Annotated in this window: 17 protein-coding genes; 10 read left to right on the forward strand and 7 right to left on the reverse strand. The window is 69.8% G+C overall.

The window, feature by feature from the left end; translation table 11 throughout:
- Positions 1-360: a DUF952 domain-containing protein gene (locus GVY39_RS01125; RefSeq protein ID WP_159919520.1), complete on the reverse strand. Its 360-nt coding sequence runs from the start codon at positions 358-360 to the stop codon at positions 1-3.
- A 276-nt stretch (positions 361-636) separates the two neighbouring features.
- Between GVY39_RS01125 and GVY39_RS01130 the strand changes: the two genes are divergently transcribed.
- The gene (locus GVY39_RS01130; protein ID WP_036538000.1) at positions 637-831 is read left to right on the forward strand and encodes a hypothetical protein; all 195 of its coding nucleotides are present in this window, start codon (positions 637-639) and stop codon (positions 829-831) included.
- A gap of 112 nt (positions 832-943) precedes the next feature.
- On the opposite strand, the gene GVY39_RS01135 is transcribed toward GVY39_RS01130, so the two are convergent.
- Positions 944-1,714 (reverse strand): TetR/AcrR family transcriptional regulator C-terminal domain-containing protein, encoded by a 771-nt coding sequence (locus GVY39_RS01135; RefSeq protein WP_159919522.1) that lies wholly within the window; start codon positions 1,712-1,714, stop codon positions 944-946.
- A 121-nt stretch (positions 1,715-1,835) separates the two neighbouring features.
- On the opposite strand from GVY39_RS01135, the gene GVY39_RS01140 reads away from it, so the two are divergent.
- Entirely contained in the window at positions 1,836-3,593 is a 1,758-nt protein-coding gene (locus tag GVY39_RS01140) for a DEAD/DEAH box helicase (RefSeq protein ID WP_159919524.1), read from the forward strand.
- On the forward strand, positions 3,593-4,147 hold the full coding sequence (locus GVY39_RS01145; RefSeq protein WP_159919526.1) for a hypothetical protein: 555 nt from the start codon (positions 3,593-3,595) through the stop codon (positions 4,145-4,147). The genes GVY39_RS01140 and GVY39_RS01145 overlap by 1 nt, the downstream gene beginning before the upstream one ends.
- A 106-nt stretch (positions 4,148-4,253) precedes the next feature.
- On the opposite strand, the gene GVY39_RS01150 is transcribed toward GVY39_RS01145, so the two are convergent.
- Positions 4,254-4,823 carry a class I SAM-dependent methyltransferase gene (locus GVY39_RS01150; RefSeq protein WP_159919528.1) on the reverse strand — a complete coding sequence of 190 codons (570 nt, stop codon included), beginning with the start codon at positions 4,821-4,823 and terminating at the stop codon, positions 4,254-4,256.
- Positions 4,824-4,878: 55 nt separating this feature from the next.
- On the opposite strand from GVY39_RS01150, the gene GVY39_RS01155 reads away from it, so the two are divergent.
- On the forward strand, positions 4,879-5,646 hold the full coding sequence (locus GVY39_RS01155; RefSeq protein WP_201295125.1) for a helix-turn-helix transcriptional regulator: 768 nt from the start codon (positions 4,879-4,881) through the stop codon (positions 5,644-5,646).
- On the opposite strand, the gene GVY39_RS01160 is transcribed toward GVY39_RS01155, so the two are convergent.
- A complete protein-coding gene (locus GVY39_RS01160; protein ID WP_159919530.1) occupies positions 5,647-6,387 on the reverse strand; it encodes an SDR family NAD(P)-dependent oxidoreductase in 741 nt (246 codons plus the stop codon).
- 106 nt (positions 6,388-6,493) lie between these two features.
- On the opposite strand from GVY39_RS01160, the gene GVY39_RS01165 reads away from it, so the two are divergent.
- On the forward strand, positions 6,494-7,087 hold the full coding sequence (locus GVY39_RS01165; protein WP_159919532.1) for a TetR/AcrR family transcriptional regulator: 594 nt from the start codon (positions 6,494-6,496) through the stop codon (positions 7,085-7,087).
- Between the two features lie 9 nt (positions 7,088-7,096).
- Here the strand turns inward: GVY39_RS01165 and GVY39_RS01170 are convergent, their stop codons facing one another.
- Positions 7,097-8,848, reverse strand: a complete 1,752-nt coding sequence (locus GVY39_RS01170; RefSeq protein WP_370523773.1) for a DEAD/DEAH box helicase — start codon at positions 8,846-8,848, stop codon at positions 7,097-7,099.
- A gap of 192 nt (positions 8,849-9,040) precedes the next feature.
- On the opposite strand from GVY39_RS01170, the gene GVY39_RS01175 reads away from it, so the two are divergent.
- The gene (locus GVY39_RS01175) at positions 9,041-10,210 is read left to right on the forward strand and encodes a YihY/virulence factor BrkB family protein (RefSeq protein ID WP_159919534.1); all 1,170 of its coding nucleotides are present in this window, start codon (positions 9,041-9,043) and stop codon (positions 10,208-10,210) included.
- Positions 10,211-10,217: 7 nt separating this feature from the next.
- Here GVY39_RS01175 and GVY39_RS01180 read toward each other — a convergent pair whose 3' ends face one another.
- On the reverse strand, positions 10,218-10,463 hold the full coding sequence (locus GVY39_RS01180; protein ID WP_283779193.1) for a DUF3039 domain-containing protein: 246 nt from the start codon (positions 10,461-10,463) through the stop codon (positions 10,218-10,220).
- A gap of 184 nt (positions 10,464-10,647) precedes the next feature.
- Here GVY39_RS01180 and GVY39_RS01185 point away from each other — a divergent pair, with 184 nt between their 5' ends.
- Complete coding sequence (locus tag GVY39_RS01185) at positions 10,648-11,001, forward strand: DUF3099 domain-containing protein (protein ID WP_236565269.1); 354 nt, start codon at positions 10,648-10,650, stop codon at positions 10,999-11,001.
- Positions 11,002-11,154: 153 nt separating this feature from the next.
- Here GVY39_RS01185 and GVY39_RS01190 read toward each other — a convergent pair whose 3' ends face one another.
- Positions 11,155-12,468: an MFS transporter gene (locus tag GVY39_RS01190; RefSeq protein WP_201295126.1), complete on the reverse strand. Its 1,314-nt coding sequence runs from the start codon at positions 12,466-12,468 to the stop codon at positions 11,155-11,157.
- Between the two features lie 185 nt (positions 12,469-12,653).
- On the opposite strand from GVY39_RS01190, the gene GVY39_RS01195 reads away from it, so the two are divergent.
- The 3 genes from GVY39_RS01195 (at position 12,654) to GVY39_RS01205 (ending at position 16,213) form a co-directional block, all read left to right on the forward strand.
- Positions 12,654-13,397: a VOC family protein gene (locus GVY39_RS01195; protein WP_159919540.1), complete on the forward strand. Its 744-nt coding sequence runs from the start codon at positions 12,654-12,656 to the stop codon at positions 13,395-13,397.
- Positions 13,398-13,551: 154 nt separating this feature from the next.
- Positions 13,552-15,051, forward strand: a complete 1,500-nt coding sequence (locus GVY39_RS01200; RefSeq protein ID WP_159920249.1) for a methyltransferase — start codon at positions 13,552-13,554, stop codon at positions 15,049-15,051.
- Between the two features lie 193 nt (positions 15,052-15,244).
- Positions 15,245-16,213 carry a sigma-70 family RNA polymerase sigma factor gene (locus tag GVY39_RS01205; RefSeq protein WP_043727973.1) on the forward strand — a complete coding sequence of 323 codons (969 nt, stop codon included), beginning with the start codon at positions 15,245-15,247 and terminating at the stop codon, positions 16,211-16,213.
- Positions 16,214-16,245 lie beyond the last annotated feature (32 nt).

The raw sequence follows: 16,245 nt of genomic DNA on the forward strand, positions 1-16,245 counted from the left end.
TCAGGTCGCGAGCGGGGCGAACGTCCCGTCCGCGCCGGGCAGGTACTCCTCGACGTCCGTCACCGCGCTCACCGGCACAGGACCGTACAGGTGTGGGAAGAGCATCGCTTCCGGATCGGTCGGGACGCCCGGCTCCCACTTGATCGGCGAGCCGACGCGGCGGGTGTCGATGCACAGCAGCACCAGATCCCGCCGTCCCACGAACAAACGGTTCGCGGGCAGGTGCACCTGCTGCGGCGAGGAGAGGTGGATGAACCCTTCCTCGGCGAGCGAGGGCGGCCGGTACTCCCCCGTTTGCCGAGCGGAAAGCCATTCCACCGAAGCGCATAGGTGAACAAGAGTGTGAGTGTCATACGTCACGGGTAATCTCCCAGTGGACAACTGAATCGGTCGATCGAGGATGTGACGCAGTGCACATAGACGACAGGACCTGCGGCGTTCGCCCTTAGCGAAATCCCTGGTCGTGTTATCGAAAACACACTGATTCACGCGCGGGAACAAACTCCCCCGTCCCGAACGTCTGACAGAGTAGTCATACCCCTGCTGGGAAGTAGCGGTAGCGAGCTCGTGGTGAGTGACCACGGGCCCCACACCAGGTGAACGGTCGTCGGGACCGGGAGCCAGGACGGAGGAGTCATGCCAGGAACCCTGACAAGCACCCCACTGACCGCGGTCGATCGTTGCGACCGTTGCGGGGCGGCCGCCCGAGTGCGCGCCGTACTGCCCGCGGGTGGAGAGTTGCTCTTCTGCCAGCACCACGCGAACGAACACATGGATCGGCTGCGTGAGCTGGACGCCGTGATCGACACGGAGTCCGCTCCCGCGCTCTGACCTGCTCCTCGCGTCCTGACACAACAGCATCGGACAACAGAACACCGTTTCCGTCGGCAGCGGGTGACCTACCGGTCGCCCGCTGTCGGCGTGTGCGGGGACGGTCGGACGGTCAGCCCGCGGACACCGTGGCGAGGATGCCGTCCAGCAGTCTCGCCAGGCCGTATTCGAACGCGCCGTCCGGGTCGGCGGGGGCTTGGTACAGCTCGCCGACCGCCGCTCCGACGCGGGAGGAGAGCGGGAAGCGGCCCGGTGGCATGACCTCGGCCAGCAGGGGGCCGTGCACCTCCCACCAGCGTGCGTCGCTCATGCGCCCGGTCTCCCGGGCCGCGGCGACCGCCATGCGGGCGTTACCGGTGGCGAACTCCGACAGCACGGCGATCACCCGGTCCATCGCCACCTCCGACAATCCGAGCCCGTCTATCGCGGCGAGCTGCCGCTCGTAGCGACGCATTCGTCCCGGCCCGAGCACCAGCCGCCAGGGCGACACCTCGAGCAACCAGGGGTGCGCGGTGAGTTCCGCACGGACCTGACGGGCCACCGCGGCCAGGCGTTCGCGCGGCGGCAGGTCGCCGGGAAGGGGTGCGTCCTCGTCGGCGACCGCGTCGACCATGAGGACCGTCAGCGCGTCCTTGCTCGGCACGTACGTGTAGAGGCTCATCGGCCGCAACCCCAACTCGGCGGCGACGGTGCGGATGGAGACCTTGTCGTAGCCCTCGCGATCGGCGAGCCCGACCGCCACGCCGACCACCGCGTCGACGCTGACCGCCGGTTTCGGGCCGCGGCCGGACGGACGCGGCGGGAGGTCGTGCCGCCACAGCAGGCTCATCAGCTGCCGGGCCTGGTCGGGAGTGATCTCGTCGCTCACGGGCTCCTCGGGCATCTCGGACTCCTCGGAACAAATCCGGTACGGTGTACGTTGTCACGATACTCCGTACACCATACGTTGATTTTGGGGGTGCGTTCTGCCCAGCACACACGCCACTTACCTGCCGGATCGGCACATGTTCGCGCTCTGGAGCTGGGACGGCCACGGCACCGGCCCGGCCCCGCGCGGGCATGGCGACCGGGAGACCCTCGCGCTGGCCGTCCCGGTCGCCGTCGACGGCGGTCTCGGCGTCGCCGACGTCGACGCCGCCTTGGTGGACCCCGAGACCTTCGCGGCCGCGACGGTGGATAACCCGGGCGAGTCGATCGCGGCCTGGCAGCGGGTGGTGCGCTGCGCCCTCGCCGGTGAGTTCTCCGGCACCGGCCCGGACGAGCTGCCCGTAGCCGCGCACGCCGTGCCGGACGCCTCCGGCACGGCGATCGTCTCGGCGCAACGCGCGCTCGATGTACTGCGCGACACCGAAGCGATCACCGCGGACCTGCGGGCGACGCTGAAAGCACGGCTGCGGCCCTACCAGGCACGCGGAGTGGGCTGGCTGCGTGAGACCGTGGCCGCGCACGGCGGCGCGGTGCTCGCCGACGAGATGGGTCTCGGCAAGACCGTGCAGACCATCGGTTTCCTGCTCGACCGCGCCGAGGCGGGCCCGCAGCTGGTGGTGTGCCCGACCTCGCTGGTCGGCAACTGGGCGCACGAGATCGGCCGGTTCGCGCCGGGGCTGCGCGTGGTCGCGTGGCGCGGCGGCGACCTCGACGCCGATGCCGCGACGGTCGTCGTCACCGGCTATCCGACCTTGCGGCTGCACGGGTGGCTGTTGACGCACCTCAGCTGGGCGACGGCCGTCTTCGACGAGGCGCAGGCCCTGAAGAATCCCCGCACCCAAGTCGCGAAAGCCGCGCGAGCGATCGACGCGGCCGCGACCGTCGCGCTGACCGGCACGCCGGTGGAGAACCATCTCGACGAATTGTGGGCATTGCTGCACCTGGTGGCGCCCCGGTTGTTCGGGTACCGGACGCAGTTCCGGCGGCGCTTCGTGCGGCCGATCCACGAGGGTTCGGCGGCCGCCGCGGCACGGCTGCGCGACACCATCGAACCGGTCGTGCTGGCACGCAAGAAGAGCCAGGTCGCCGCCGCACTGCCCGCCAAGATCCACAGCGGCCTGCTCTGTGACCTCACCGACGAACAAGAGCGGCTCTACGACCAACTGCTCGACAAAGCCGTCGACGACGGATTCGGGGCGGGCATCGAGCGCCACGGCCGCGTGCTCGCGGCGCTGACCGCCCTCAAACAGGTGTGCAACCATCCCGGGCTGATCACCGGCGAACTCGACGAGTTGGCCGGCCGCTCCGGAAAACTCGACCTGTGCACCGACATCATCGCCACCAATCTCGAAACAGGCAGTCCGACGATCGTTTTCACCCAGTACCGCCGGACCGGTGAACTGCTGGTACGCCATTTCGCCGAACAGTTCGGGGTGGCGGCGCCGTTCTTCCACGGTGGCTCGAGCCAGACCGAACGCGCCGAGATCGTCGCCGGGTTCCAAGCCGAGGACGGACCGCCGATCCTGGTGCTGAGCCTGCGCGCGGCGGGTACCGGACTCACACTGACCCGCGCCGCCGACGTCGTCCACTTCGACCGCTGGTGGAACCCCGCGGTGGAGGCACAGGCCTCCGACCGGGTCCACCGGATCGGCCAGACCCGCACGGTCACCGTCACCACCCTCACCTCGACCACCACCGTGGAGGAGCACATCGCGGGCATGCACGACCGCAAGGCGGCACTGCGCGACCTCGGCGACACGGCGGGCATCGCGGCACTGGCCGCGCTCGACGACGACCAGCTGATCGAGATCCTGCGCCGCAAGAGGGGAAACTGATGGCCGACAACGAATTCGGTTACACCGCGTGGGGCATGGACTGGGTGCGCCTGGCCGAGCCGCTGCGCCAGACCCGGCCGGACCCGCTGCTGCCCCGCGCGCGCAGCATCGCCCGCAACAACGGCGTGCGGGCCACCGTCGAGGGACGGGTGGTGCGGGCCACCATCCACCGTGGCGGTCAGGCCTCGCTGACCCACGTGGAGGTGGCGGCGCTGTCCCGCGCGACGATCACCGCCATCGCCGGGATCGTGCCGGACCCCACAGTGCTGACCGACGACATGCACCGCGCGATCGGCGCGGCCGGGGTCTCGCTCGCGCCCGTCCTCGCCGGAACCGATTGTTCATGCACCGCGCGCTCGGCACGGTGCGTCCACGTGCTGGCGGTCTACTACGAGATGGCGCGGCAGATCGACGAGAATCCCCGGCTCGCCTTGGCGATCCAGGGTTATTTCGCCGCAGCGCCGCAGGATGCGGACGAGTCCGCACCGCAGGCGCGATGGACGCCCATCAGCGCCCTGGACCCCCAGCGGTTCTTCACGACGACTCCCGGCTGAGCGGTCGGCGGGGGAACGCTGGGGTCGGCGCGGGATTTCCGAGAGCAACTCGGTGCGACTACGTCTGCGTGCGACCGCGCCGTTCCAGCGTCTTACCCGGCGATACTCATTCCGGCCGTCGAGCCCGGAAGCGGAAACTCGAAGTGCCGGTGTCGATCCGCACGTCGGTGAAGCCGGCCCGGCGCAGCCGGTCGGCGGCCGTCTCCGGTGGCACGGGGACGCAGGTGTCGCCCAGGTGTATGAGCCGGAACATGCGGCCGTCGAGCCCGTCGCTGCCCGCGAACACTCCGCCGGGGCGCAGTACCCGCAGGGCTTCGGCGAACAAAGCGTCCTGCCTGCCCGGCGTCGGCACGTGGTGCAACATCGTGAAGCAGACTACGGAGTCGAAACGTTCCGCGGGCAGGGGCATCTCGGCGCCGTCGCCGTCGATCACCGTCATCGCCTCGCCGTGCCGGTCACGCAGCCGGGCGGCCAGCGCCGGGTCGATCTCGACACCGGTGAGGGTCGAGGTCCGGGCCAGCAGCGCGGATACGTTGGCGCCGTAGCCAGGACCGATCTCCAGAGCCGCTGCGCCGAGGTCGATGCCGGACAGAGCCCACGGCACGATGCGCGTCGCGCTGGCCCGTTCCCACATCGATGAGCGGCACAGCAATCGGTGAAGTGTGTTCATCGCCATGCCTGCGACGTTAGGAACGGATCGCACCCGGCACGACAGGCTACGGTGACATATCGTGTCGCGAAACGGCCATGCCGTGATCCACCCCGTCCCGCCCGGCGCGACCGCCATGGTGTTCGGCGCCGGAGTGCTTCCCGCGGGGCACTGGTTCGAGTTGCACGAACATCCGCAACACCAGATCGCCTGGGCCGCCCGCGGAGTCCTGGCGGTCGAAGTGGGCGACAGCCGCTGGGTGTTGCCGCCGACCAGGGCACTGTGGATCCCCGCGGGCATCGCGCATCGCACCGGCACCTCCGACGGCGCGGCCATGCGGGGCATCTTCCTGGATCCCGGACGCTGTCCGATCGCCTTCGGCGCGCCGACCATGTTGCGCGTGACCCGACTCCTGCACGAACTGTTCGACCTGCTCACCACGGCCCACACCACCCGGGAGCGGCGGGCGCGCGCCGAGGCGGTGGTGTTCGACCTCCTCGAGCCCGTCGAGGTGATCCCGATCGGCGCGCATCGGCCCACCGACCCCCGGGCGCGGCAGGTGGCGGACGCGCTCGCCGCCGATCCGGCCGATCCGCGCACGCTCGCCGAGTTCGCCGCGCACGTCGCCGCCAGCCCGCGCACGCTGGCCCGGTTGTTCGTGGCGGAGACCGGCCTCGGCTTCGGCCAGTGGCGCACGCAGATCCGGCTGGCCGCTTCCCTGCCGCTGCTCGCGGCCGGGCTGCCGATCGCCCGGATCGCGGGCCGGGTCGGCTACGCGACGCCGAGCGCTTACGTCGCGGCGTTCCGGCGGGCGGTGGGGGTCTCGCCGGGGCGGTACTTCGCCGGGTGATCAGGCGTTGGTGCCGCTGTCCACGGTGAGGAACGCGCCGGTGACGCTGCGGCCGGACGGTCCGGCCAGATAGGCCACCGCGTCCGCGACATCGTCGGCGACGCCGAAACGGCCCAGCGCGGTCAGGTCGCGCTGTTGCTGCGCGTGCGCGCCGTCCTGCGGGTTCATATCGGTGTCGGTGGAGCCGGGCTGCACGAGGTTCACCGTGATCGCACGCGGGCCCAGTTCGCGCGCCAGCGCCTTGGTGAACCCGTTGAGAGCGGACTTGCTGAGGTTGTAGAGCGACAGACCGGCGAACGGGGCGTGATCGGTCAGGTTGGTGCCGATGCTGATGATCCGCCCGCCGTCGGTCATGTATCCGACCGCGGCCTGCGCGGCGACGAACGCGGCACGTGCGTGCACGCCGAGCGCGTTGTCGATCTCCGCGACGGTGAATTCCTCGAACGGCTTCGAGGGAAAGATCCCCGCGTTGTTCACCAGGATGTCCAGCCCGCCGAGTTCGGACGCGGCGCGGTCCACCGCCGCGCGCACCGCCGTGGCGTCGGCACTGTCGGCTTGGATCGCGAGGGCTCGGCGTCCGAGTGCCTCGACCTCACCGACCACCGTCTTCGCCTGCCCCTCGGCGTGCTGATAGGTCAGTGCCACGTCCGCCCCCGCCGCGGCGAGGCGGCGCGCGATGGCCGCCCCTATTCCGCGGCTACCGCCGGTGACCAGCGCGACCTTGCCCGTGAGGTCCGACATCGGTACTCCTCCACATTTTGTGTCGATCAATACATAAATAGCCAAGCGCATCGGCAGCACCGGTGTCAAGAGGTATATTTAACGATCGACACAGAAAGGTTTTGCCATGGCCGAACGGGGACGACCGCGGGCCTTCGACCGAGCCGAGGCGTTGCGTCGCGCCATGGAGGTGTTCTGGGAGCACGGCTACGAGGGCGCCTCGATGAGTGATCTGACCGCCGCGATGGGGATCAACTCCCCCAGCCTGTACGCCGCGTTCGGCGACAAGGAGGCGCTGTTCCGCGCGGCCGTCGAGCTCTACGGACGTACCGACGGCGGTTACACCGATCGCGCGCTGCGCGAAGAGCCGACCGCGCGGGCGAGTATCGAGGCGATGCTCCGGGACAACGCGGCGGCCTACACCGAGGAGAACAAGCCGCACGGCTGCATGGTCGTGCTCGCGGGTTCCACCTACACCACGCGCAACACGAGCATCCGCGACTTCCTGATCGAGAAGCGCCGCGAGACGACCGAAGACATCCGGCGGCGGCTCGATCGCGGCATCGCTGAGGGCGATCTACCGGAAGGCACCGACACCGCGGCGCTGGCCGCGTTCTACACCACGGTTCTCTACGGCCTGTCCATCCAGGCACGCGACGGCGCGACGCTCACGGAACTCACCGCCTCCATCGATTGCGCCATGGCCGTTTGGCCCGCCTGATCACCCGGGCTACTTCCGGCGCAGCGCGGCGATGCGCTCACCGAGCTGCTCGGCGGAGGCCAGCGCCGTCGGCGGGCCCCCGCATTCGCGGCGCAGCTCGCCGTGGATCACGCCGTGTGGTTTTCCGGTGCGGTGGTGGTGCATCGCCACCAGGCTGTTGAGTTCGCGCCGCAGTTCGCCGAGCCGATCGGCCGTGGCGACGCGCTCTGCGGCGCTGGCGACCTGCGGACCGGGATCGGAGACGGGCGCGGACACACTCCGCTCGGCGACCTGTTTGGCCTGCCGCTCGCGCAACAGCGCGCGCATCTGTTCGGCGTCGAGCAGCCCGGGAATGCCCAGATAGTCGGCCTCCTCGTCGCTGCCCGCGAAGGTCGCGGTGCCGAAGGAGGACCCGTCGTAGATCACCTGGTCGAGCTCGGCGTCGGCGGCCAGCGCGACGAAGGACTTCTCCTGCTCGCCCGGCTCGTCCTGCTGCTTGTTCGCGTCGATCAGCAGTTCGTCGTCGAGGCCGTTCTTCTCCCGGTGCGGCTTGCCGATGACGTGGTCGCGCTGCAATTCCAGCTGCGCGGCCAGATCCAGCAGCACCGGCACCGAGGGCAGGAACACGGTCGCGGTCTCGCCTGGCCTGCGGGCACGCACGAACCGCCCGATCGCCTGTGCGAAGTACAACGGCGTGGAGGCGCTGGTCGCGTACACCCCGACGGCCAGGCGCGGCACGTCGACGCCCTCGGACACCATGCGGACGGCGACCATCCAGGGCTGGGTGCCGTTGCCGAATTCGGCGATGCGGTTGGAGGAGGCGGGGTCGTCGGAGAGCACCAGCGCGGGCTTCTCGCCCGAGATGTGTTCCAGCAACTCCGCGTAGTCGCGGGCGCGGTCCTGGTCGGTGGCGATCACCAGGCCGCCCGCGTCGGGCATGCCGGAGGCGCGCTTCTGGCGCAGCCGGATGTCGGCGGCACGCAGCACGGCGGAGATCCAGTCGCCCGCCGGGTCCAGCGCGGTGCGCCAGGCTCGTGCGGTCTGCTCGGCGTTCAACGGCTCACCCAGACGCGCGGAATATTCCTCGCCCGCGCTGTCGCGCCAGTGCGCCTCGCCGGAGTACGCCAGGAAGACCACCGGGCGCACCACGCCGTCGGCGAGGGCCTCGGCGTAGCCGTAGGTGTGGTCGGCGCGGGACTTCGGGAAACCCGACTCGTCGGGCTCGTAGACGACGAACGGAATCTGGCTGTCGTCACTGCGGAACGGGGTACCGGTCAGCGCGAGGCGGCGGGTGGCGTCGCCGAACGCCTCGGCGGTCGCGTCGCCCCAACTCTTGGCGTCTCCCGCGTGGTGGATCTCGTCGAGGACGACGAGCGTCCTGCGGTTTTCGGTGCGCACCCGGTGACGTGAGGGATGTGCCGCGACCTGTGCGTAGGTGACCACCACACCGTGGTAGTCACCCGAGGTGCCGCCGGTGGAGTTGGAGAAGCGTGAGTCGAGCGCGATCCCGGCCCGCGCGGCGGACTGCGCCCACTGGTGCTTGAGATGTTCGGTGGGTGCGACCACGGTGACCTGATCCACAGTGCGGTCGGCCAGCAGTTCCGCGGCCACGCGCAGCGCGAAGGTGGTCTTTCCCGCCCCGGGAGTGGCCACGGCGAGGAAGTCCCGCGGTTTGGTGGCCAGATATTTCGTCAGCGCGCGTCGCTGCCAGGCGCGTAGCGAGCCGCCGACAGCGACACTCACCGCTTTCGAATCGCCCGGCGTCTCCGCTTCTCCCGCCACAGCGGCGCCACCCGACCCAGTCACGCAGACGACCCTAGCGGCCCGGCACGGCGTGTCGCCAAACCGACGCGGTGTGCGCGATGGGCGTCACACGGCCACCGGCCAGGACGCTGGGAGTTCATCCGATGCGCACCGACACGTCGCATCCGCACCGCGATGCCGATCGCCGAAGTGCGCGATGCTGTAACCACGATGACCGATCACCGTGCCCTCGGGGGCGATCCGCCGCGGACCGACGCACCGTCGACCCGCGTCGCCGTCGTGCGTCCCCGGTCCTGGGCCGACCGTGCGGGCGCGCGGACAGCGGCGGTGGGCAGGCGGACCGGCACGCTGATCGTCCGGGTGGCGCAGAAGGCCTGGACCGATTCCATCTTCGCCAAGTCGGCCGCCGCGGCCTTCTGGCAGACGCTCTCGTTGGCTCCGCTGTTGCTCGGTGTTCTCGGCAGCCTCGGTTATGTCGGCGGATGGTTCGGCCCGGACACGGTGCAGATCGTCGAGTCCAAGATCATCGCATTCAGCCAGGATCTGTTCAGCGCGAGCGTGGTGTCGGACCTCATCGAGCCCACGGTGCGGGACGTGCTCGGGCGCGGGCGCGGCGCGGTGGTGTCGGTGGGCTTCGTGCTCTCGCTGTGGGCCGGATCGTCGGCGATGGCCACCTTCGTCGACGCGATCGTCGAGGCCCACGACCAGCAAGACGCCCGGCACCCGGTGTGGCAGCGCATCTTCGCGCTGTTGCTGTACGTGCTGTTCCTGGTGGCGGCGGTGTTCATCCTGCCGCTGGTGGCGCTGGGGCCGACGCTGATCGGGCGGGTGCTGCCCTCGCCTTGGCGTGCGACCGGCCTGCAACTGTTGGATTTCTTCTACTACCCGGGCGTCGGCCTGCTGCTGATCATCGGGCTCACCACCCTGTACAAGCTGGCGCTGCACACCTCACTGCCGTGGCACCGGCTATTCGGCGGGGCACTGGTGGCGGGGGTCTTCTTCATGGCGGCCAGCGATGTGCTGCGCCGCTATCTGTCCTGGGTGACCCGCACCGGCGTCACCTACGGTGCGCTGGCGACGCCGATCGCGTTCCTGCTGTTCACGTTCTTCCTGGGCTTCGCGGTGATTCTGGGCGCGGAGTTCAACGCGGCGGTGCAGGAGTTCTGGCCCGCCCGCGCGACGCGCATGGAGCAGGTGAAGGAGTGGATCGCCAATCAGGTTCGCCGAGACAGCGGCGCCGAGGAGGACGCAGCGAAGCAGAACGAGGCCGCGCAGAACGAGGCCGCGCAGAACGAGGCCGCGCGCCCGACCGACGCCGGGCCCGACGGTTCGCAGGCCGTGTTCGACCTACGAGGAGCACGGTCCTCGTCCGGCGAGTAGAGCCGTCTCATTCGCCCTTGCGTAGGCCGTCGTAGACCTTCTTGCACTCCGGGCACACCGGAGAGCCGGGCTTGGCCGAGCGGGTCACCGGGAAGATCTCTCCGCACAGCGCGACCACGTGGGTGCCCATCACGGCGCTCTCGGCGATCTTGTCCTTCTTCACGTAGTGGAAGAACTTCGGGGTGTCGTCGCCCGTCGTCTCGTCGGTCGTCGTATCCGGGCGAACCATGGTGTCGGTGCTCACGCATTCCATGATGCCGCATCCTGCGAGCCCGGGCCGACCACGGTGCCGCGTCGAAGCGACCACGATTCCGGAGCGGAAGCCGACGGCGGCATGTGCGCGAACGGAGCGCGAGTGGAAGACTCGGGGTATGCAGCAGAACGGCGATTCCCCATCCGCCGACGGCCGCGACCGCGAAGAGCACCCCCACGTGACGATGCCGACGCAGCCCCGCCGTTCCCCCGGATATTTCCCAGGCAGTGACGACAAGCACCCCGTGCTGATCACCGAGGCGGCGCCTTCCTTGGAGGACCAGCACCGGGCTCGGGTGCGCCGGTACACGATCATCATGGCCTTCCGCATCCCGTGCCTGGTTCTCGCGGCGATCGCTTACAGCGCCTTCGGCAACCCGCTGCTGTCCATCCTGATCATCGTCGCGTCCATCCCGCTGCCCTGGATCGCCGTGCTGATCGCCAACGATCGCCCGCCCCGCCGCAAGGACGAACCCAGCCGCTGGGACCGTCCGCGCACGGCCATCGAGTCCCGTTCACACAACGCCATCGACAGCTGAGAATCCACACCGGCGCGCAGCCCTATCCGTGCAGCGCGCCGGGCGCTGATGACGGCGCACGATATCCGCCGCAGCGCGGGTGCGGCACGACCTTGGCCGAACGGTCTGCGCGAAGCATGTCAGCGGGCCGACCACGGTCTTCCGAGAAGGACGTCAACGCGAGCCGGGCGTCGTCCCGGCGACGGCCGGTGCGCGGCGGATCACCGCCGACATCACGGCCGCGGCGCCGCACAGACCGCCCGCCAGGTACCAGGCGAGGTCGTAACTGCCGTGGAGGTCACGCACGAGACCCGCGCCGGTGGCCGCCACCGCCGAGCCGATCTGGTGCGCGGCGAACACCCAGCCGAACGCGACCGGACCGTCGGCGCCGAACAGTTCGCGGCACAGCACGACCGTCGGCGGCACCGTGGCCACCCAGTCCAGGCCGTAGAAGACGATGAACCCCCACAGGCTCGGCTGGGTGTCGGGGCCCAGCAGCGCGGGCAGGATCAGCAGCGACAGGCCGCGCAGCGTGTAGTAGCCGAGCAGCAGGGAGCGCGGGTCGACCCGGTCGGTCAGCCAGCCGGAGGCGATGGTGCCTGCCACGTCGAAGACGCCGACCACGGCCAGCAGGCTCGCCGCGGTGGTCAGCGGCATGCCGTGATCGTGGGCCGCGCTCACGAAATGGGTGCCGACCAGCCCGTTGGTCGAGGCGCCGCAGACGGCGAATCCGCCCGCCAGCAACCAGAATCCCGGACGGCGCGCGATCGAACCGAGCACGGTCAGCGCACGCGACGCGCCACCGGCCGCAGGTGACCGCACGCCCGCCGTGCTGTCCGGCTCGGCGCCGTAGGCCCGTACGCCCACGTCACTGGGATAGTCCCGGATGAACAACAGCACCAGCGGCGCCACGGCCAGCGCCGCGCCCGCGACGATCAGGGACGGCACCCGCCACCCGTGTGCCTGCGCCAGTGCCGACACCAGCGGCAGGAAGATCAACTGCCCGGTCGCGCCCGCGGCGGTGAGCACGCCGGTGACCAGACCACGCTGCCGCACGAACCATCGGCCGGTGATCGTGGCGACGAACGGCATCGACATCGACCCCACGCCGACGCCGACCAGCAGACCCCAGGTCAGCACCAGGTGCCACGGCCGGGACATGAACACCGTCAGCCCACTGCCCGCGGCGACCAGCAGCAGCGCGCAGACCACCACCCTGCGGATGCCGAAGCGATCCATCAGCGCCGCGGCGAACGGCGAAATGAGCCCGTAGAGCAGGAGATTCAGTGAAACGGCCGCCCCGATGGTGCCGTGCGACCAGCCGAACTCCTCGTGCAGCGGATCCATCAGCACGCTGGGCACCGACCGGAAGGCGGCCGCGCCCAGGAGCGTGACGAAGCCGACGCCCGCGACCAGCCACGCGGGGTGCAAGCGACGGCGCGGCGCGGGATGGAGGGGAGCCGGGATCGGTGTCTGCAGTTCGGTCACGCGCCGAGCCTGCCGGAACTATGCCCACGCAACGAGTGGCTCGAATGCCACATATCATCAAATTCGTGCCATACCTGGCGGTCCCGGTATCTTCTCGACAGAGCGGGCACGCGTACCTAGGGTCGCATAAGCCTCGCGCACCACGATCACCTCGGTTTGTCGCGTGCGAAAAGACAGGAGTGAACATGATTCGGTGGATCTGGGTCTTCCTGGATCGCCCGACGCAGCGTTTCGACGACTGCGCCAAGTTCTGGTCCACGGTCACCGGCACCGAGCTCTCCCCTCGGCGCGGTGCGAACGACGAATTCCTCACCTTGTTGCCCGATCCCGCGCTGTTCGCCGCGGCGAGCGTCAAGATGCAGGCGGTGACCGGGCTCGGCGGAGTGCACCTCGACCTGGACGTCGACGACATCCCCTCCGCCGTCCGCACCGCGCTCGGCCTCGGCGCGGAGCTGGTGGCCAACCACCCCGACTACGCGGTGCTGCGCTCCCCCGGCGGCCAAGTGTTCTGCCTGACCCCCAGCGGCCGTGCCAAGAGCACGCCCGCGCCTGCCGTTCGAGGTCCGGACGGCACGCTGTCGCGCCTGGATCAGGTCTGCCTCGATATCGGTCCCGCCGACCACGAGGTGGAGACCCGGTTCTGGACGTTGCTGACCGGCTGGACGTTCGAGCCCGGCAGGCGGCCGGAATTCGCCAGACTGCGCTCCGAGGAACACCAGTTGCCCGTGCAGCTGCTGCTGCAGCGCCTCGGCGAGAACCGCACGACCAGCGCGCACGTCGATCTGGCCGCGAGCGACATCGAAGCCACCACCGCCTGGCACACCTCGCTCGGCGCGACCGTCGTGCAACGCCACGAGCACTGGATAGTCCTGACCGATCCGGGTGACGCGCTCTACTGCGTCACCGGCCGCGATCCCAACGGAGTGTGACCACTCTCCCGCACGCGCTGGTGGCGGCGGCGAAGGCGGCTCGTCACGAGAACGCCGGAACGGTCCCCGGGTGGAGAAACCGTGACGCAGTGGGCGCCCGGTCTGTGCCGGGTGGGCGCGGTGGCAGAGTACCGACGTGCCTGAAAACCGATCGATGACCACCGGTTCGCTGCTCACCGCGCTGTGCCCGGACCTGCGCACTGCACTGACCCGGGTGGGCTACGACGCCGACACCCTGCTCGAGGTGCTCGGCGACGCGCATGCCGCGCTGGGCCGGTCCGAGCCGGTACCGGTGCGCCGCGCGGCACGCTCGGCCGGCGAATTGGGCACGCTCATTCGTCTCCTGCTGCTCGGTGACGCACTTCCCGAGCGGGAGGTGGCCGCGGCCCTCGCGCCGGTGCGGATCGACCGCGCGGTCGCCGCGGGCCTGCTGGACCGTGACGGCGACCAGCTGCGCGCCGCGCTGGACCTACGCCCGCTCGACGCGGGCTCGGGCACCCGGTGGATCCTGTCCGACCTCAATGATTCGATGCATCGGCGCACCTTGACCGAGGACCACGTCCTCGGCGTCGGCCACGCTTCCCTCTCGCTGCTGCGCGCCACACCCACCCGCCCGGTGGGCACGGTGCTCGACCTCGGCACCGGGTGCGGCGTGCAGGCGGTGCACGCCGCCTCCTACGCGCGGCGCGTCACCGCCACCGATGTCAACGCCCGCGCGTTGTGGCTGGCCGAGGCCACCGCGGCGCTCAATGACCTGGATATCGAACTGGTGGAGGGCTCCTGGTTCGAACCGGTGCGGGGCAGGCGCTTCGACCAGGTGGTGGCCAATCCGCCGTTCGTGGTGGGCCCCGCGCGCATCGAGCACACCTATCGCGATTCCGGCCTCGCACTCGACGGCGCAAGCGAATTGGTGATTTCGCAAGCCTCCGGCCTGCTCGCACCCGGCGGCACCGCCGCGATGCTCGCCGCATGGGTTCATGTCGAGAACGAGGACTGGCGCGGGCGCGTCTCGTCCTGGTTGCCCGCCCACGGCGTGGACGCCTGGGTGGTCCAACGTGATGTCGCCGACCCCGCGCTGTATGTGGGCACGTGGTTGCGAGACGCCGGGCTGGATCCCCGCGATCCGGCCGCGCAGGCCCGCGCGGACCGCTGGCTGGACGCCTTCGAGGCGGCCGACGTCGAGGGCATCGGGTTCGGGTTCGTGTATCTGCGCGCGATCGACGGGCCGACCGAACTGCTCGCCGAGGATCTCACCCACGGCTTCGACGATCCGCTCGGCGACGAGGCAATCCGGTATTTCGAGCGCTCGGCCTGGCTGCGGGCCGTCGCCGGTGACGAAAACCTCGCTTGGTCTTCCCGTTTCGTCGTGGATCCGGCCACCGCGCTGGAGCGGGTCTACCTGCCGGGCGCCGACGGGTGGGCGCCGGAGGTGGCGCGGCTGCATCGCGGCGACGGACCTCGCTGGCAGCACGAAGTGGATCCGGCCACAGTCTCGCTGCTGGCGGGAATGCGCGCCGACGGCCTGCCGTTGTACGACTTGATCGAACTGCTGGCGCTCGCCCACGGAGACGAGGAGGTGAGCGCCCAGTTCGCGGCCGACGCGTTGTCCGTGGTCACCGGATTGGTACGACACGGTCTCATCAAGCCCGTGTAACCGCACGGCAGCCGCGCCCGGTCGGTGCAGGTCCTGGCCGGGGAACGTCCCGCGCTGCGGTGCTTCTCAGGAACTTCTCAGCCGAGAGAGGCGAAAACCGCTGTTCAGAGCGGTTTATGCCAGCCGTAACGGGGAACTTTCTTCCTGTCGGGTCCGTTTATCGGAGTGAGACACCACCGACAGGAGGCAAGTCATGACAAGCCCCGCCACCACTCGTGTGCGCACCAGCGATTCGGACCTCGACGCTCAGAGCCCTGCCGCCGACCTGGTACGCGTGTACCTGAACGGGATCGGCCGCACCGCGCTGCTCACAGCTGCCGATGAGGTCGAGCTGGCCAAGCGCATCGAGGCGGGCCTCTACGCGCAGCACCTGCTGGAAACCGGCAAGCGATTGTCGGCCACCCGCAAGCGTGATCTCGCGATCATCGTGCGCGACGGTCAGGCCGCCCGGTCTCATCTGCTCGAAGCCAACCTGCGCCTTGTTGTCTCGCTCGCCAAGCGGTACACCGGCCGCGGCATGCCGCTGCTGGACCTCATCCAAGAGGGCAACCTCGGTTTGATCCGGGCCATGGAGAAGTTCGACTACGCCAAGGGCTTCAAGTTCTCCACCTACGCCACCTGGTGGATCCGGCAGGCCATCACCCGCGGCATGGCCGATCAGAGCCGCACCATCCGGCTGCCCGTCCACCTCGTCGAGCAGGTGAACAAGCTGGCCAGGATCAAGCGCGAACTGCACCAGCAGTTGGGCCGGGAGGCCACCGACGAGGAACTGGCCACCGAATCCGGCATCCCGGTCGACAAGATCTCCGATCTGCTCGACCACAGCCGCGACCCGGTGAGCCTGGACATGCCGGTCGGCAACGACGAAGAGGCTCCGCTGGGCGATTTCATCGAGGATTCCGAGGCCACCTCGGCCGAGTCCGCGGTCATCGCCGGTCTGTTGCACCACGACGTGCGCAGTGTCCTGGCCACCCTCGACGAGCGCGAGCAGCAGGTCATCCGGCTGCGCTTCGGCCTCGACGACGGTCAGCCGCGCACCTTGGACCAGATCGGCAAGCTCTTCGGCCTGTCCCGCGAGCGGGTGCGCCAGATTGAGCGTGAAGTCATGTCGAAGCTGCGCAAGGGTGAGCGGGCCGACCGGCTCCGCGCCTACGCCAGCTGATCATCCTCCGGCGCCGGCTGCTTCCAGAGAGT

The organism is Nocardia sp. CY15, assembly GCF_009829295.1.
GTDB classification, from domain to species: Bacteria; Actinomycetota; Actinomycetes; order Mycobacteriales; family Mycobacteriaceae; genus Nocardia; species Nocardia sputi.

Bases quoted from the DNA above. Each gene is read 5' to 3' on its own strand.
- GVY39_RS01130 (WP_036538000.1), top strand. From the start codon at position 637: ATGCCAGGAACCCTGACAAGCACCCCACTGACCGCGGTCGATCGTTGC.
- GVY39_RS01135 (WP_159919522.1), bottom strand. From the start codon at position 1,714: ATGCCCGAGGAGCCCGTGAGCGACGAGATCACTCCCGACCAGGCCCGG.
- GVY39_RS01140 (WP_159919524.1), top strand. From the start codon at position 1,836: ATGTTCGCGCTCTGGAGCTGGGACGGCCACGGCACCGGCCCGGCCCCG.
- GVY39_RS01145 (WP_159919526.1), top strand. From the start codon at position 3,593: ATGGCCGACAACGAATTCGGTTACACCGCGTGGGGCATGGACTGGGTG.
- GVY39_RS01150 (WP_159919528.1), bottom strand. From the start codon at position 4,823: ATGGCGATGAACACACTTCACCGATTGCTGTGCCGCTCATCGATGTGG.
- GVY39_RS01160 (WP_159919530.1), bottom strand. From the start codon at position 6,387: ATGTCGGACCTCACGGGCAAGGTCGCGCTGGTCACCGGCGGTAGCCGC.
- GVY39_RS01165 (WP_159919532.1), top strand. From the start codon at position 6,494: ATGGCCGAACGGGGACGACCGCGGGCCTTCGACCGAGCCGAGGCGTTG.
- GVY39_RS01175 (WP_159919534.1), top strand. From the start codon at position 9,041: ATGACCGATCACCGTGCCCTCGGGGGCGATCCGCCGCGGACCGACGCA.
- GVY39_RS01180 (WP_283779193.1), bottom strand. From the start codon at position 10,463: ATGGAATGCGTGAGCACCGACACCATGGTTCGCCCGGATACGACGACC.
- GVY39_RS01185 (WP_236565269.1), top strand. From the start codon at position 10,648: ATGCCGACGCAGCCCCGCCGTTCCCCCGGATATTTCCCAGGCAGTGAC.
- GVY39_RS01195 (WP_159919540.1), top strand. From the start codon at position 12,654: ATGATTCGGTGGATCTGGGTCTTCCTGGATCGCCCGACGCAGCGTTTC.
- GVY39_RS01200 (WP_159920249.1), top strand. From the start codon at position 13,552: ATGACCACCGGTTCGCTGCTCACCGCGCTGTGCCCGGACCTGCGCACT.
- GVY39_RS01205 (WP_043727973.1), top strand. From the start codon at position 15,245: ATGACAAGCCCCGCCACCACTCGTGTGCGCACCAGCGATTCGGACCTC.